This window comes from Cupriavidus sp. OTU4054 (assembly GCF_038440175.1).
GTDB lineage: Bacteria > Pseudomonadota > Gammaproteobacteria > Burkholderiales > Burkholderiaceae > Cupriavidus > Cupriavidus pauculus_D.
This window is the reverse complement of the sequence record NZ_JASATF010000013.1, coordinates 171,640-187,021: the sequence shown is the minus strand read 5'-3', so window position 1 is coordinate 187,021 and position 15,382 is coordinate 171,640. Positions and strand designations below refer to the sequence as shown.

Sequence of the window (15,382 nt, the reverse complement as noted above, 5' to 3'; positions counted from 1 at the left end):
TACGCTTCTGATTCACGCACCGCATGACGACCGAAGACGACCCGTGCTGGTATCTGTACATGCTCGAATGCGAAGGCAATTCGATCTATACCGGTATTACGACGGACGTGAAACGGCGCTATGCCGCGCATGTCGCGGGAATCGGCGCGAAATACACGCGTGCGCGCAAGCCCGTGCGATTGCTCGGGTGGATGCGGTTTGCCACGAAGTCGGAAGCGCTGCGCGCGGAGATCGCTACCAAGCGAATGACGGCCGCGCAAAAGCGCGCCTTCTGCGCGCAACTCGAGCCGCCTGAACCCGAACAGACATAAAAAAACGCCGGCTTGCGCCGGCGTTTTTGCTTTCTGCTGCTGCGTCGCTCAGACCAGGGTCAGCGTGACGTCGATATTGCCGCGCGTCGCGTTCGAGTACGGGCACACCTGGTGTGCGGCCTCGACCAGCTTCTGGGCCGCTTCGCGCTCGATGCCGGGCAGCGAGATCTTCAGTTCGGCCTGGATGCCGAAGCCGGCCGGGATCTGGCCGATACCGACCGAGCCGTCGATCTTGGCGTCGGCGGGAATCGCGATCTTCTGCTGGCCGGCCACGAAGCGGATCGCGCCCAGGAAGCAAGCGGAGTAGCCTGCGGCAAACAGCTGCTCGGGATTCAGGCCGTTGCCGGCACCGCCCATTTCCTTCGGTACGGCGAGCTTGACGTCGAGCTGGCCGTCGGACGTGACGGCGCGGCCGTCGCGGCCACCGGTGGCAGATGCATGGGCGGTGTAAAGGACTTTGTCCAGCTTGGTCATTTCTTGCTCCTGGTTCGTCGCCTAAAAAGGGCAGGTTGAAGTCAAAGATTTCATCGACGCCGCACACGCGGCGTTCATCCATCGGTCCGCGCGTTCTCCAGCGTAGACCGCAATGCCTGCAAACGCAGTGTCAGCGTCTGAATTTCTTCAATCGAGCACTGTGTTGCACATAACAACTTCTCCGGAATTCCCCGCGCACGCTGGCGAAGCTGCCAGCCCGCGCCGGTAAGGGTCACGAGCACGCGGCGTTCGTCCGCGGGATCCCGCTCCCGGGTGACCAGCGACATCGACTCGAGCCGCTTGAGAAGCGGGGTCAGCGTGCCGGAGTCCAGCGACAGGCGATGGCCCAGTTCCGATACGCTCAGCTTCTCGCGCTCCCACAACACCATCATGACCAGATACTGCGGGTAAGTAAGTCCAAGCTCACCGAGAATGGGCTTATATACCTTGGTCATGGCCAGCGAGCTCGAATACAGTGCGAAGCAGAGCTGCTGATCCAGCAGCAGCAGCGAATCGGGCTCGGAGGGGCGGGTGTCGATGTCCATGTGAGATATCTTATACGCAATTCAATTGTGTGCAAGATAAATTTTGCGATGCCCGCATCGCGCGCAGGGTTGTTTGGGCCCGCATCCGTTCTTTAAGTGTGATTTAAGTCTGCGTCCCTAGGATGACACTGTCGCGCCGGAATCCCCCGCGCAAAGGACATCAGAAAGGAAGAAGACCATGATCCGCCAGACGCTTGCTCGCTCTGCCTTCGGTATCGCAGCACTCGCCGCCATTGCCGGGGGCTACACGTATCTGCAGAAGGAAGTCATCACGCCGGGATATGCCGCGCCGGCGCCCATCGTTGCGTCGTCGTCGCCCGTGGCCGTCGCTACGCCGACGGACTTTTCGTCGATCGTTGACCAGTACGGTCCCGCGGTCGTGAACATCAGCGTGACGGCGCGCGCCCAGCGCACCTCGGCACAGGGCGCGAACATCGACCCCGACGATCCGCTTGCCCAGTTCTTCAAGCGCTTCGGTCCGCAGTTCCAGGCACCACAGCAACAGCAGCCGCAGCTCGTGCGCGGGCTGGGCTCGGGCTTTATCGTGAGCCCCGACGGCCTGATCCTGACGAATGCCCACGTGGTCGACAACGCCACCGAGGTGACCGTGAAGCTGACCGATCGCCGCGAGTTCAAGGCGAAGGTACTGGGCTCCGACCCGCAGACCGATATTGCCGTGATCAGGATCGACGCGAAGGATCTGCCGACCGTGCGTCTGGGCGATCCGTCGAAGGTGCGCGTCGGCGAGCCTGTGGTGGCGATCGGCTCGCCCTACGGTTTCGAGAACACGGTGACGGCCGGCATCGTCAGCGCGAAATCGCGCTCGCTGCCCGACGACACCTATGTGCCGTTTATCCAGACCGACGTGGCCGTGAACCCCGGTAACTCGGGCGGTCCGCTGTTCAACCAGCGCGGCGAGGTGATCGGCATCAACTCGCAGATCTATAGCCAGACCGGCGGCTACCAGGGCCTGTCGTTCGCGATTCCCATCAACGTCGCGACGAAGGTCGAGGAACAGCTGGTGGCGCATGGCAAGGTCACGCGCGGTCGTCTCGGCATCTCGGTGCAGGAAGTCAACCAGGCGCTGGCGCAGTCGTTCAACCTGCCGAAGCCCGCGGGCGCGCTCGTCAATTCGGTGGAGCCGGACAGCCCCGCGGCGAAGGCTGGCCTCAAGCCGGGCGACGTGATCGTGCAGCTCGGCAACGACGTGATCGACCATTCCGGCGATCTGCCCGAGCATGTGGCCGATATCAAGCCCGGTACCGAGACGCAGCTCAAGGTCATCCGCAAGGGCGAGCCGATGACGCTGTCGGTAAAGGTGGGCACGGCCAAGGACTCCGCGGTCGCGCAGAAGTCGAACCAGAACGACGCCGGTGGCAAGCTGGGCCTGGCCGTCCGTCCGCTGACGCCGAACGAGAAGCGTGACAGCGGCATCGATGGCGGGCTCGTCGTCGAGGACGTGGCGGGCCCCGCGGCGCGGGTCGGCATTCAGCCGGGCGACGTCATCCTGTCGCTGAACGGCACGCCGATCAACTCGGCGGATCAGCTGAAGTCGCTCGTGTCGAAGGCGGGCAAGCAGGTGGCGCTGCTGGTCCAGCGCGACGATGCGCGCATCTTCATCCCGCTCGATCTCGGCTGATCGGGACGCCTCGGGTGACGCGGTTTACGCTGCACCCGAGGCAGGTATACGTCCCGTATACGCTGACGTATACGGGACGTATACATACCCGCAAAGCCTTGCCAGAGGCCGATTCCAAGGCAACAAAACACACCCGAAGCGCGCGCGAACAGGTATGATCTCGACTGCGATGCATGAAGCGTGTGGTGATTTCGGTCACCACGTCTGGTTCCTGCTGAATCGACAGAAGAAGGAAGTCTATGCAGTTGGATTTCAACCGCGCCCCCCTGACGTCCGGAACCACTCCAGGTACCGAGCGTGCCCGGCAGTCGTCGGGCAAGTCAGCGGGCAGCGCAGCGTCTCCGCGCAGACGCAGGAAGGTCGAGCCGCCTCATTGGGAGCGCGGCTATCGTTCCCACTACTACCGTAACGATCGTGGCGAGAAGCTCGGCGAGGTCCGGCTGTCCGATCGCGGTGAATTGCCTGTTGTCTATCGATGGGCCGCCGGCAACTACTCGGGTGCCGAGGGTTCGCTCGTCCATGCGCGTGCGCGCGTCGAGGAAACCGTTGGCTTCGGCATGCGGCAACTGTCGCTGTTCTGATCCACCCCGCAGGCCCAAGCGGACTCGCCTAGTCGAGCCGCCGTTGTAAGAGCATGAACACTGCCGCGACCAGCGACAGTGCGGCAATCAGCCGGTAGAGATCTCCGCAGGCCACCAGACGCGCCTGTTGTTCCACGATCATGCCGAGCTCCGCCAGCGCGCCCGCATGCGCCTGACCCGTACCGAAGCCGCGCGCCATCAGCGCGGACTGCGCCGACTGTACCCATTGCGCGGTTTCCGCCGGTCTCTGTCCCAATGCATGCATCAGTTGGTCACTGACCGCGAACTGCCGGTTCTGCAGCAGTACCGCTCCCAGCGCCGACGCAAATGAACTTGCCACCTGCCGCAACAGGTTCTTGCTGCGATAGCCATGGCCGAAGTCGTCCGCGCTCAGTGAACGGAACGTCAGGCCCGCGATCGGGATGATGACCATCACGCCGAACAGGCCCTTGCCCAGCAGCCCCCACAGGATGGCCGACGGGCCGACCTCCGGGGACAGGCGCGAGAAATACCAGGCCGAGGCGGCCATCACGATCAGGCCCGCGACCATGACGGGCTTTTTGCGCGGCAGCCGCCGCGAGACCTGCAGGTAGATCAGGATTCCCATGAGGCTGATGCCGGCCGAGAACGTGTTGAGCCATCCCGTGGTCGCCAGCGGGATGCGCAACGCCTGCTCGGCCAGGACCGGGAACACGTAGCTGCTGAGATTGCTGATCAGGTAATAGACGAAATACATGGCGAGCCCGGTCAGGTAGACCGGGTCGCGCAGGCCACGCAGGCGTAACAGGGGTGCGGCGTGGTGCCATTGCCGCCAGAGGAACGTCCCGAGCAGCAGAAGGGCGAGGCTGGCCACGGCGGCGAGCCGCAGCGGATGCGAGAACAGATCGAACCGGGCGACCGCCAGTGCGGACTGGAGTGCCACGATGGCGGCACCGAACAGCAGCAGCGGACCCAGCGCGAGGCCTTCGTTGTCGCTTTTGGTCTCCGCATCGGGGAGCAACCGCCACGCACCGATCGCGGCGACGATGGCAAACGGCAGCACGCCGAAGAACACGTCCTGCCAGACGCCGCGCTCGATGAGCTCGGCCGCGAACGCCGGCGCAAGCGCCGATGCGGTAAAGATTCCGAGCATGAAGATCTTCAGCGCGCGCGGTCGGTCCGCGGCGCCGAACAGCACGTTCACGAGAATGCGGCAGCTGGTGAACAGCGCGCCGCCACCGAAGCCCTGGACGAAGCGTGCCATGACCATTTGCGGCAGCGACACGCTGGTGCCGGCCCCGATCGTGCCCGCGATAAACACGAGCAGCGCGCCGGTCAGGTAGCGGCGATAGCCGAAGCGCCGCGCGAACCAGTTCTGCTTGAGGATCATCAGCATGCTGCCGATGGCGTACGCGGCCTGCACGAGCGCGAAGCTGCGCGGGTCCGCGTTGATCCCGCCGACGATATGCGTCGACGCGAAGACGAACATGATGTTCTCGAGGAACTCGACGCCCGTGGCAAGCCCGAGCAGGATCATCAGCAGCGTCTGCCGCCGACGGTGGGTCAGCCACGGCATCACGACTGTCCGGCGTCGGCTTCCAGCGCGGCGAGGGTCTGGTGGAGCTTGTTGAGCGAGCGCGTGGCGGCGGCCAGTCCGCTATCGCCGAACGGCGCCCAGGCCTGGCCATAGGCCGCATGCACGGCGGGAATCGCGCGATCGAGCAGGCGCTGCCCCGCTGCCGTGAGGCTGAGTTCGAGGCTGCGCCGGTCCTGCGTGGAGGCCGTGCGGCGTACCAGCCCGCGTGCCTCGAGGCGGTCCACGAGGCGGGTCATCTGGGTGCGTGTGGCATCGATCGCGACGCCGAGTTCGGACGGAATGGTCGGCTCGCCGGCATCGATGGCGAGCATGCTGAGCACCAGATACTGGCCGAGGTCGAGATCGAACTGCGCCAGTGCGCGCTCGATGTGATTGCGCAACAGCCGGGCGGACCGGAGCAGCAGGCGAGAAGCGAGGATAAGGTCGCGTGGCGCCTCCGGGTGCTGCTCGCAGAAGCGGTCGATGCGGCGTTCGAACGACATGATTTTATTTCATCCGATATAATTACGGATGAAATTATATGCATCCCCACGCGGCATTGCAATCCGCGATGGCGTCAGCGTTGCCGGAGGGAACGGATGACATCGCGCAACGCACGATGGAGCGCGGCCAGACTGCCTCGCCCCACCGCGGGCGGCGCGCCGTAGCGCAATCGCACGTACTCGGCCGTGAACGCATGGAGCGCGGGCGCGGCCTGCGGCATGGCCGCGGCGGCACGCCGAGCATAGTCCTGGGGGCCTTCCGCCGCGCCACGCTCGTAGCCACGTTTCGCGAGTTCGCGGCAGAAGCGTGCGTAGAGGGCCTGGAGCGGGTCCAGGCGCTGGCGGCGCAGCCACAGCGGGATCAGCCCGAGCAACGTGAGCGCGGCCAGCCCGACCATCAGGATCTGCGGCAGGCGGTCGTCCATGCCGAACTGCCGCAGCAGCGACATCTGGCGCGCGCGGTCGTAGTCGAGGATCCAGCGCTGCCATGTGTACATCAGTCCATCGAGACCCCAGCGCAGGTCGCGCAGCCAGCCCGGCGCGCGCAGCGAACGGACCGCGTCCGCTTCATCGCCGGCCAGTGCCGCATCCACGCCCTGTTCCACGCGGCTTGGCGCCACCGCGCTGGTCGGGTCCACGCGCACCCAGCCGCGGCCATCGATCCAGACTTCGGCCCACGCATGGGCATCCGACTGCCGCACGATGTAATGCCGCCCGATCGTGTTGTACTCGCCGCCCTGGTAGCCCGTGACCACGCGCGCGGGGACGCCGGCCGCGCGCATCAGGAACACGAAGCTGCTGGAATAGTGCTCGCAGAATCCGCGATGGGTATCGAACACGAACGAATCGACCTGCTGGCTGCCGAGCGGCGGCGGGGACAGCGTGTAGTAGAACGCCTCGCCCGCGAAGACGCGCAGCGCGGCCTGCACGCGTTGCCACGGGTCGGGAAACTGCTCGGCCCATCGTGCGGCGAGCGCGCGGCTGCGCGGGTTGCCGTCGGGCAGTTCCAGGGCCAGGGCGCGGATGCGCGGGGGCAGTGTCGCGGGCGGCTCGGTGCCACGGTCGAACGCCGAGCGCGCACGGTAGCGGACGGGGCGGTCGATGGGTGCGCGCGCGAAGAACTCGCCGTCGTAGGAGATCCGCGCCTCGGGCATGCCCGATAGCGCGACGCCACGGTCGAGCAGATAGAGCCACGATTGCTGGCTCGCCTCGAGCGTCACCGAGTAGTCGCGCATGCCCGGCGGCGCGGCCGCATCGAGGGCATCGTCGCGCAGCGCGGGCGCGGCGCGCATCAACCGCTGCTGCTCCAGCGTCCGCCATTGCTGGCCATCGTAGCGCCACAGCACGAGGGCGCGCCAGTACAGCGCGCTTGGCGGCAGCGGGTCGCCGGCCATGTCCGCGCGAAACGCGATCTCGGTGGAGCGGATCAGCTCGCCGATACTGCCGGGGCGCATCGTATCCGTAATGCCGGTCTTCCCCGTCGACTCCGATTGCGGCAGGCGCCAGAGCGGATGATCGAGGCGCGGGAACAGTACGAACAGGAAGAGCGCCCACGGCAGGCCGATCAGCGCCATGCGCCCGAGCAGCGGCCAGATCGCGAGCCGGCCGCGTGCCTCGGGATGGTGAAGCAGGAGCCAGTTGCGCAGGACCCATGCGCCGATGGCCATGCTGTACAGCGCGAGCCAGAACGGCTGGTCCGATAGATAGAGCGTCAGCAGCAGATAGAACGAGAGCTGCGTGACCATCGTGGCATCGGATAGCGCCCGGCATTCGAGCAGCTTGAGAATGACGAACGCGCCGAGCAGCGCGACGCAGAGATCGCGCCCGAGGCTCCCGCCTGCCTGCCAGACCAGCGCGGCGGCGGTGGCGAGCACGAGCATGGCGATGACCGCGAGCATCGTGCGCGACGGCAATGGCGCGCGCTGGCGCCACAGCAGCCAGCGCCAGGCCATGAGCACGACCAGAAGCAGGCTGACCGAGACCGGCAGCGTACGCGCCTGCGGCGCAAGCACCAGAGCGAGCTGCCCCATCAGCATGCCGTGTTCCTGATGCGCGAGCGGCCGAAGGCGGGCAGTGGTCATGATGCCGGACGCTCGGGCCAGAGCGCGAGTGCTTCGAGGCAGGCGCGTCGATGCGCGGCACCGTGGCCCGGCGGGATTTCCACGGCGGGCAGGCGCAGGCCGACGTCGAGGTCGTCGCCCGCGGCCAGCACCCACGCGCAGAGGCGGGACAGGCGAGCCTCCGTGTCGAGCCCATCGGGCAGGGCATGCCAGTCCAGCCAGCAGGCGGGGTCGCGCGGCGTCTGTCCCGTGCGGCTCATCCAGCGTCCCGTGCGCGCGCTGTGCTTCCACGCGATACGGTGCAACGGATCGCCGGTGCGGTAGCGGCGCAGCTGGTCGATGCCGTCGTCCGACGCAACGGAGAGTGTGCCGTCCTCGGCGTCGTCGGCGCGCGCGAGCAGTGGTAGCGGAGGCGCGCCGGCTTCCGGGGCGGGATACACGAGCGTGGCGAGCGGCAGGTCCGCATAGCTCCAGACGCGGAACAGGCCGAACGGAAAACGGCTTTCGAGGGTGACGCGGGGCAGGGACAAGCGGCCCCTGCGCGTTGCCGGAAGGCGCAACGCCAGCGCGCCGCTGGCCTGCGCATCGAGCGTCAGCGAGGCGGCTTCCGTCGGCACGGTGGATGCGGTGGAGATTGCGGACGGTGCGGCCGATGGTGACAATTTCCCGCGCGGCAATTTCGCGCGAGGCGTCCGGGCGGCGTTGGCGCGCGCCTCCACGCCGATGCGCGCGGTGTCGTCGCGGTTATCGACCTGCAGCGCAAACACGGCCGCATCGCCGACGAACGCGGGCGCAACCGCGCCGGCGCCGACTTCGAGATCGAGCAGATTGCGATATGCGGTCCACATGCAGGCCATGACGATTCCGATGAGCAGAAACGTCAGGGCAAAGCCAAGGCTGATGTTGTAGTTCAGCGAGGTCATCAGCATGGCGAGCAGCAGCACCGCGAATGCCATGCCGCCGCGCGTCGGCAGGATATAGAGCTGGCGGCGATGCAGCGTGACGACGCCGTTGACGGGCCCATGCGAACGGCGCAGCCAGTCGCCGGGGCTGCGGGGGCGACGCGGGCGCGCGGACGTGTTGGGAGATGTCGACGTGGACATGGCAGCGGCGGCGCGGGCGGAATGGAAAACGCGTTGGCGTTCGCGCGCGCTCAGGGAATCGATACCGATGCGAGCAGACGGTCGACGACCGCGGCCTGATTCGCGCCCTTGCCGGCGCCCGAGGGCAGCAGGCGATGGCCGGCCACGGCCGCGAACACGGCCTGCACGTCTTCGGGCACGACCATTTCACGCTGATCGAGCAGCGCCCATGCGCGCGCGCAGGCCAGCAGCGCAAGACCGCCGCGCGGCGACAGGCCGGCCGCGAAGCTGCCTTCCGCGCGCGTGGCATGCACCAGCGCCAGCACGTAGTCCACGAGCGCGGGCGCGGCATAGACCTTCGCGGCCGCGGCCTGCAGCGCAATCACCTGCTCGGCATTCATGATCGGCGCGGCCTCGTTGGCCGATGCCCCGCCGAGGTAGAGCACGCGCTCGAACGACGGGTCGGGATAGCCGAGCGAGATGCGCATGGTGAAGCGGTCGAGCTGCGATTCGGGCAGCGCGTGAGTGCCGATCTGCTCGAGCGGGTTTTGCGTGGCGATGACGAAGAACGGCGCCGGCAGCGCGTGCGTGGCGCCGTCGTGCGTGACCTGATGTTCGGCCATCGCCTCGAGCAGTGCGCTCTGCGTCTTGGGCGGCGCGCGATTGATTTCATCGGCGAGCACGAGTTGCGCGAAGACGGGGCCGCGATGGAAACGGAACTCGCCAGCATCGCGCATAAAGACCGAGACGCCGATGAGGTCCGCGGGCAGCAGGTCGCTCGTGAACTGCACGCGCTGATACTGGAGGCCGAGCGTACGGGCCAGCGCATGCGCAAGCGTGGTCTTGCCAACGCCCGGTACGTCCTCGAGCAGCAGGTGACCGCCGGCCAGCATGCAGGCCAGGGCGAGCCGGACCTGGCGCGGTTTGCCCAGCACGATGCGGCCGAGTTGCTGTTGGGCCTCGGCGAGCGAGGCGAGAATCCTTGGGCGGGCAGTCACGTTGGCCTGTCTTCTGACGGTCGGGACGTCGATCGGAATAGCGGGCGGTTTAAAACATACCCGCCCATTGTAGCGGCGGCCCGAGCCGGGCGAACGGTCTGCTTCCGCACGCATGGTGCAATTGCCACAACGACGCTCCGGGCCGCCTCGCGGCCCAGGAATGCGAAGGCGGGATGACCGCAATTTGCGCGTGCGCACGCTGGTTCTGGCATCATCGGTGTGTTGGCGCCCGCCAGCTTTTTCAGATTGCTCTTATCCGCTGCAATGACTCTTCCGTTAGAGGACGCTTCTGACGCGTCCGTGTCCCTGGAATTCGACTCTTCCGCGCCGCTGGCCGATCGCGCTGGTCTGGCGAGTCTCGCGCGTGCCTTTCATGCGGGCGGTTATGTGATCCTGCGCGGTTTCGCGAGCGAGGCGCAATGCGCCGGCCTCGAAGCCGTGACGCGCGAACACCTGGCGGCCGCGGTGCCGCCCGTGGAGTTCGAGGCCGATCTCGGCTATCCGGGCGCGCCGGCCACGCGCCAGGCGACGGGCGGCGCGACCGTGCGCCGGCTGCGACAGGCCTACGGACGGGACGAGGCCTATCGCCGCTGGGCCGCGGATCCACGCATCGTGGCAACGGTGGAGGCGCTGCTGGGCGAGCCCGCGCGGCTGACCCTCGCGCACCACAACAGCGTGATGACGAAGCATCCGTACTACGGCAGCCAGACCGGCTGGCACCGCGACACGCGCTACTGGTCGTTCGTGAGTCCGGAACTGGTCACGGTATGGCTGGCACTCGGCGACGAGGATGAACGGAATGGCGTGCTGCGCGTGATTCCGGGCTCGCACAAGGCGAAGCTCGAACCGGCACAGCTGGATCCGGCCGAGTTTCTCGTGGAGGCACATCCGGCCAGCCAGCAGCTGCTGCGTGGCACCGTGCCGCTCGCGCTGCATCGCGGCGACGTGCTGATCTTCGACAGCCGGCTGTTCCATAGCGCCGGACGCAACGAGTCGGATGCGGTCAAACTGTCGATAGCGTTTGCTTACTTCGGCGCAAGCAACCGCCCGGTGGCCGGCTCGCGTTCGGCGGAGTTCGGCAGCGTGGAGCTGCCCCCGGCCGCTTACTGAGGCCCGCGACGGGGTCAGGTCCGCAGCTGGACCAGCCCCGAGATCTTTTCCGAGGCCTCGAGCAGCGGTGGCAGGAAGCGCTCGACCATTTCCTGCGCGCTCGTCCGGTTGGCCTGCCCGCTGATATTGATGGCGGCGATGACCTGGCCCGACCGGTTGCGGATCGGCGCGGCCACGGATACCAGTCCTTCCTCGAGTTCCTGATCGTTCTGCGCCCAGCCGCGCGCGCGAATGCCCGCGATCAGCGTCTTCAGGGCGTCGATATCGGTGACCGTGCGACGCGTGCGCTGGCGCAGGTCCGACGCGCGCAGTACCCGGTCGAGTTCCGCTTCGTCGAGGCCCGCGAGCAGGACGCGGCCCATCGACGAGCAGTAGGCGGGCAGCCGGCTGCCGATCGACAGGTTGATCGTCATGATCTTGCGCGCGGGTACACGCAGGACGTAGACGACCTCGGTACCGTCGAGCACGGAGATGGAGCAGCTTTCGTGGACCGACTGGGACAGCGCCTCCATGATGGGCTCGGCCAGATTCCAGAACGGCATGGAGGTCAGGTAGGCAAAGCCCAGGTCCAGGATCTTGGGCGTCAGGCGGAACAGTCTGCCGTCCGCCTGCACATAGCCGAGTCCGGCCAGCGTCAGCAGGATGCGGCGGGCGCCCGCCCGCGTCAGCCCGCTGGCCTGGGCAATTTCGGTCAGCGTCTGCGCGGGATGCTGGGCGTTGAAGGCGCGAATGACGGATAGCCCACGCGCAAACGATTGCACGTAGCTGTCGCTGGGTTTCTCGGTGGCGGCGCCCTGCGGCGCGCCCGGTTCGTGGTCGGCTTGGCTCGCCATCGATCGGAAAGTCGGGTCAGAAGGTGGATTCGCAAGCGAACCGCCGCGCCGGCATGGCACGGAAAGGCCGAAATCGTAGTGGAAATATGCGCGACTCGCCAGTCTCGGCTGTCCGCATCGTCCCGCATTGTGCCCCCGGCGCTTGCGCGCGTATCGCTCTCCCTCATAATGTGCGTTTGCACAACGTTGGTAGCACCCGGTGAACGAAACAATCCAGTGGAATGATTGGGAGGCGTTCTGCTGCGTGGTCGAGCAAGGCACCTTTACCGCGGCCGCCGCGCAACTGGACTGCCCGAAGTCCCGCGTCTCGGCGGCGGTGGCACGGCTGGAAACGGCAATCGGCGCCAAGCTGCTCGAGCGCACGACGCGCCGCATGCGGCTGACCGACGCGGGCGGCGCCGTCTATCGCGACGTGGCGCCCTTGTTCGCGCGATTACGCGAGATCCGTCAGGAAACGCTCGCACGCGAGGAACGCGTGCAGGGCATGCTCCGCATCGCCACGCCTTACGAGTTCGGGGCTCAGCAGCTGGGCGGCGTTATCTGCCGCACGCTGGCCGCCCATCCGGCACTCGATATCACGGTGGAAATTTCCCAGGGTCTGGTCGATCCGATTCGCGAGGGGTTCGATATTGCCTTCGTCACCGTGGAGTCGGACCTGCCCGACTCGGGCACGATCGCCCGCCGCATCTGGCACGTGGAGCGCGGCCTCGTGGCGGCGCCGTCGCTGGCGGCAAGCCTGCCCGCGCAGATGCAGCCCGAAGACCTCTCCAATATGCCGACGCTGGCCACGCCGGGCGCGACCTTCTGGGAGTTCACGCGCGATGGCGAGCGGGTCTCCGTGCCGATTCGCCCGCGCATGCAGACTTACAACGCCGAACTGCGGCTGCAGGCCGCGCTGTCCGGCCTAGGCATCGCGCGCGTGCCGATGACTTACGCGGAGACCGAGATTTCGCAGGGACGACTCGTTCGGGTGATGCCCGATGTGCCGTTACCGCCACTACGAGTATTCGCACTACTGCCCGACCGCCGGCTCCAGCCGCGCAAGGTGCGCGCATTCATGGAAGCGATCGAATCGATGATGGGGGAAGAAGAGGACGGTGCCGCGGTGAATCCGGGACTGACCTGATAGGGGGACGGAGGATGCGGGGGAGGGGATGCTGGGGGGAGGCGGGCTGCCGAGCCGTGCTGCACTCGCTGTCCGCCTCTCACCGTGGCCCGCTCCGGGCAGGGAGCGGTCAAGCAGGCCTCGGACGCTGTCGCGTCCTCGGCGTGGCGCGGTCAGGCGCCTTCGGAAAACGCGTCGCGACGTTCCGTGACGGTGCGGGCACCGTCGCTGTACGGGCTGCGCGGCTCGCTGACCGAACGTGCGCCATCGGTGAAGGTGCTGCGGGGTTCGTTGACGCCACGCGCGCCGTCGGTGTACGGATCGCGGGTGCCAACGTGGCCGATGCTGCCGTCGAGACGGGCGAGATCGGTCAGGGGTTGGGCGGCGTTGGCAGCGGCGCCCATGGTGAGGCCTAGAGTAACGAGCACAGCCGCGGCCGTGCCCTGGAGCTTGGAGAGAGTCTTCATTGTCGTGCTGGTCCTACTGTATTTTTGTGGAAGCATCGTGGTTGGGTGCCACGGTGGCTGTAATGTAGGCGCCAGCACGCGCGGGAAAAAGGGGTAATCCTCGACAGTCTGTCCAGCTCCCTGAACAATCAGTAAAAACCCTAAAAGTCTTTAATGTATGTGCTTTTTAGGGCGCTTTAACGGCTTCCCGGGAGCTGCCTCAGACACTTCCCAAACTCAGGCGCGCGAGGACCATCAGCAGGATCTGCGCGATCACGAACAGGATCAGCGGCGAGATATCGAATCCGCCCAGACGCGGCACCACGCGGCGCAGCGGACGCAGCAGCGGCTCGGTCAGGTGGTAGATGGCCGGCGCCACCGGCGACTGCGGGTTCACCCACGACAGGATCGCCATCAGCAGCGTGACCCACATGATGAGGCTGATGCCCCACTTGAGCACGTGCAGGACGGCAATGGCGAGGATCACGGGCAGGAAGCCCAGCGGATCGCCCTCGTACACGAGCGTGCGGCAGACCAGATAGACCACGGCGGTAAGCCAGGCCGCGATCAGCGTGGCCCAGTCGATGCCGCCGAAGCCGGGGATGATCCGGCGCAGCGGCCGAACGAGCCAGTCCGTGATCTGGAACACACCCTGCGAGACAGGATTGCGCGAAGGCAGGCGGGTCAGCTGCATCCACAGGCGCAGCAGCAGCGCCATGCCGAACAGCGTGAAGACGATATCGAGCAGGAACGTGACGATTTCCGTGAACATTCGGCGGATTTCCGGTGGGTAGTGAAGGTGTCTACGACCGCACAGATTCTGCCACACCTCGCTATGCGCGCGACCGCACCGGACGTAGCAAATGCGCCCCCTATAATGGGCGACCTCTACAACGCCACGCCGTCTGGTGGCGCACATCCGCCGACACATGACACGCAAGACCGCCGCACCGCTCACCAAGCAGGAATTCGAGGCATTGTCTGACTTCCGCTATCAGCTGCGGCGCTTTCTGCGCTTTTCGGAAGATGCCGCGCGGGGCGAGGGGATGACGGTACAGCAATATCTGCTGATGCTCCATATCCGCGGCTTTCCGGATCGGAACTGGGCCTCGGTGGGCGAACTGGCCGAGCGGCTGCAGACGCAGCAGCACGGCGTGGTCGCGCTGGTCAATCGCTGCGAGGCCGCGGGCCTGGTCACGCGGAAGGTGAATGCCGACGATCGGCGCATCGTCGAGGTGCATCTGCTGCCCAAGGGCGAACGCAGTCTGAATCGTCTTGCCATGCGTCACCGCGCCGAGCTCGAATCGCTGCGTAACACGTTCCGGGTGGCGCGGATTACCGCATTCAACGACGAGGGCGAGGAGGGGGACGCCTGACGGCATCGCGCTCCTCGCCCTCGTGCGCCCGATCGGAAGGCTCCTAGCTCAGGTGCTGGGACAGGAAGGCCAATGCGCGCCCGTGGGCCAGTGCGGCCGAGGGTTGGTGATAGGACCCGCGCGCCCAGCAGTTGAAGCCGTGATCGGCCTTTTCGTAGACGAACACTTCCGTGTCCGGCTTGCCTTCGACGGCGGCGCGGATGTCGGCGACCTGGTCGAGCGTGATATGCGCGTCCAGTGCGCCGAAGTGGAACTGGGCCGGCACGCTCAGCTTGGGCGCTTCCGCGAGGTTCGCGTGGATGCCGCCACCGTAGTAGGGCACCGCGGCATCGACGAGACCGCGCGCGGCCGACAGATACGACAGCAGGCCGCCGAAGCAGTAGCCCACCGCCGCGACCTTGCCGCTGCCACCTAGTTCGGCGCGCAACGCGCGCACCGTGGCCGCGATGTCCGACACGGCCGCGTCGACGTCGGTGGCCTTGCGCAGCGCGAATGCCTGTTCCATGTCGGCGCCGGCATAGCCGAGCTCGATGCGCGGGGCCTGGCGCCAGAAAATGTCCGGTGCGAGGACGACGTATCCATCGGACGCGTACTGGTCCGCAACCGAGCGGATATGTTCGTTGACGCCAAAGATTTCCTGGATCAGCACGATGCCTGGGCCATTGGCCTGCTTGCCCGCGGGGGGCAGGCTCAGATAGGCGTCGAAGCCGCCATCGTTCGTTTCCACTCGAATCCAGCGGCTATTGGGCGTGGTTGCCATGTGT

The 15,382-nt window shown here is 66.6% G+C and carries 17 protein-coding genes; 6 read left to right on the top strand and 11 right to left on the bottom strand.

Annotated elements, in window-relative coordinates; translation table 11 throughout:
- The first annotated feature begins 23 nt into the window (after nucleotides 1-23).
- Nucleotides 24-311, top strand: coding sequence for a GIY-YIG nuclease family protein (locus AAHB16_RS17230; protein WP_150376102.1), 288 nt, complete (start codon nucleotides 24-26; stop codon nucleotides 309-311).
- A gap of 48 nt (nucleotides 312-359) precedes the next feature.
- Here the strand turns inward: AAHB16_RS17230 and AAHB16_RS17225 are convergent, their stop codons facing one another.
- Entirely contained in the window at nucleotides 360-785 is a 426-nt protein-coding gene (locus AAHB16_RS17225; protein WP_342051540.1) for an organic hydroperoxide resistance protein, read from the bottom strand.
- Nucleotides 786-859: 74 nt separating this feature from the next.
- Nucleotides 860-1,330, bottom strand: coding sequence for a MarR family winged helix-turn-helix transcriptional regulator (locus AAHB16_RS17220; protein WP_150376106.1), 471 nt, complete (start codon nucleotides 1,328-1,330; stop codon nucleotides 860-862).
- A gap of 178 nt (nucleotides 1,331-1,508) precedes the next feature.
- Here AAHB16_RS17220 and AAHB16_RS17215 point away from each other — a divergent pair, with 178 nt between their 5' ends.
- Both AAHB16_RS17215 and AAHB16_RS17210 read left to right on the top strand, forming a co-directional pair.
- Nucleotides 1,509-2,969 carry a DegQ family serine endoprotease gene (locus AAHB16_RS17215; RefSeq protein ID WP_150376108.1) on the top strand — a complete coding sequence of 487 codons (1,461 nt, stop codon included), beginning with the start codon at nucleotides 1,509-1,511 and terminating at the stop codon, nucleotides 2,967-2,969.
- A gap of 239 nt (nucleotides 2,970-3,208) precedes the next feature.
- The gene (locus tag AAHB16_RS17210) at nucleotides 3,209-3,550 is read left to right on the top strand and encodes a hypothetical protein (protein WP_150376110.1); all 342 of its coding nucleotides are present in this window, start codon (nucleotides 3,209-3,211) and stop codon (nucleotides 3,548-3,550) included.
- A gap of 28 nt (nucleotides 3,551-3,578) precedes the next feature.
- On the opposite strand, the gene AAHB16_RS17205 is transcribed toward AAHB16_RS17210, so the two are convergent.
- From AAHB16_RS17205 to AAHB16_RS17185, 5 genes are all read right to left on the bottom strand, one after another.
- Nucleotides 3,579-5,105: an MFS transporter gene (locus AAHB16_RS17205; RefSeq protein ID WP_342051539.1), complete on the bottom strand. Its 1,527-nt coding sequence runs from the start codon at nucleotides 5,103-5,105 to the stop codon at nucleotides 3,579-3,581.
- Entirely contained in the window at nucleotides 5,105-5,608 is a 504-nt protein-coding gene (locus tag AAHB16_RS17200; RefSeq protein WP_150376114.1) for a MarR family winged helix-turn-helix transcriptional regulator, read from the bottom strand. Before AAHB16_RS17200 ends, AAHB16_RS17205 begins: the two co-directional genes overlap by 1 nt.
- Nucleotides 5,609-5,682: 74 nt before the next feature.
- Nucleotides 5,683-7,689 carry a transglutaminase TgpA family protein gene (locus AAHB16_RS17195; protein WP_342051538.1) on the bottom strand — a complete coding sequence of 669 codons (2,007 nt, stop codon included), beginning with the start codon at nucleotides 7,687-7,689 and terminating at the stop codon, nucleotides 5,683-5,685.
- Nucleotides 7,686-8,771, bottom strand: a complete 1,086-nt coding sequence (locus tag AAHB16_RS17190; RefSeq protein ID WP_342051537.1) for a DUF58 domain-containing protein — start codon at nucleotides 8,769-8,771, stop codon at nucleotides 7,686-7,688. The genes AAHB16_RS17195 and AAHB16_RS17190 overlap by 4 nt, the downstream gene beginning before the upstream one ends.
- 50 nt (nucleotides 8,772-8,821) lie before the next feature.
- Entirely contained in the window at nucleotides 8,822-9,748 is a 927-nt protein-coding gene (locus AAHB16_RS17185; protein WP_150376120.1) for an AAA family ATPase, read from the bottom strand.
- Between the two features lie 264 nt (nucleotides 9,749-10,012).
- On the opposite strand from AAHB16_RS17185, the gene AAHB16_RS17180 reads away from it, so the two are divergent.
- The gene (locus AAHB16_RS17180; protein WP_150376122.1) at nucleotides 10,013-10,858 is read left to right on the top strand and encodes a phytanoyl-CoA dioxygenase family protein; all 846 of its coding nucleotides are present in this window, start codon (nucleotides 10,013-10,015) and stop codon (nucleotides 10,856-10,858) included.
- A 14-nt stretch (nucleotides 10,859-10,872) separates the two neighbouring features.
- Here the strand turns inward: AAHB16_RS17180 and AAHB16_RS17175 are convergent, their stop codons facing one another.
- On the bottom strand, nucleotides 10,873-11,691 hold the full coding sequence (locus AAHB16_RS17175; protein ID WP_342051536.1) for an IclR family transcriptional regulator: 819 nt from the start codon (nucleotides 11,689-11,691) through the stop codon (nucleotides 10,873-10,875).
- Between the two features lie 199 nt (nucleotides 11,692-11,890).
- Between AAHB16_RS17175 and AAHB16_RS17170 the strand changes: the two genes are divergently transcribed.
- On the top strand, nucleotides 11,891-12,817 hold the full coding sequence (locus AAHB16_RS17170; protein ID WP_342051535.1) for a LysR family transcriptional regulator: 927 nt from the start codon (nucleotides 11,891-11,893) through the stop codon (nucleotides 12,815-12,817).
- A 152-nt stretch (nucleotides 12,818-12,969) separates the two neighbouring features.
- On the opposite strand, the gene AAHB16_RS17165 is transcribed toward AAHB16_RS17170, so the two are convergent.
- The gene (locus AAHB16_RS17165; RefSeq protein WP_150376128.1) at nucleotides 12,970-13,263 is read right to left on the bottom strand and encodes a hypothetical protein; all 294 of its coding nucleotides are present in this window, start codon (nucleotides 13,261-13,263) and stop codon (nucleotides 12,970-12,972) included.
- 199 nt (nucleotides 13,264-13,462) lie between these two features.
- Nucleotides 13,463-14,014, bottom strand: coding sequence for a YggT family protein (locus tag AAHB16_RS17160; RefSeq protein WP_150376130.1), 552 nt, complete (start codon nucleotides 14,012-14,014; stop codon nucleotides 13,463-13,465).
- A gap of 157 nt (nucleotides 14,015-14,171) precedes the next feature.
- Between AAHB16_RS17160 and AAHB16_RS17155 the strand changes: the two genes are divergently transcribed.
- The gene (locus tag AAHB16_RS17155) at nucleotides 14,172-14,618 is read left to right on the top strand and encodes a MarR family winged helix-turn-helix transcriptional regulator (protein ID WP_150376132.1); all 447 of its coding nucleotides are present in this window, start codon (nucleotides 14,172-14,174) and stop codon (nucleotides 14,616-14,618) included.
- 43 nt (nucleotides 14,619-14,661) lie between these two features.
- Here AAHB16_RS17155 and AAHB16_RS17150 read toward each other — a convergent pair whose 3' ends face one another.
- Nucleotides 14,662-15,378 (bottom strand): dienelactone hydrolase family protein, encoded by a 717-nt coding sequence (locus AAHB16_RS17150; protein ID WP_150376134.1) that lies wholly within the window; start codon nucleotides 15,376-15,378, stop codon nucleotides 14,662-14,664.
- Nucleotides 15,379-15,382: the final 4 nt, after the last annotated feature.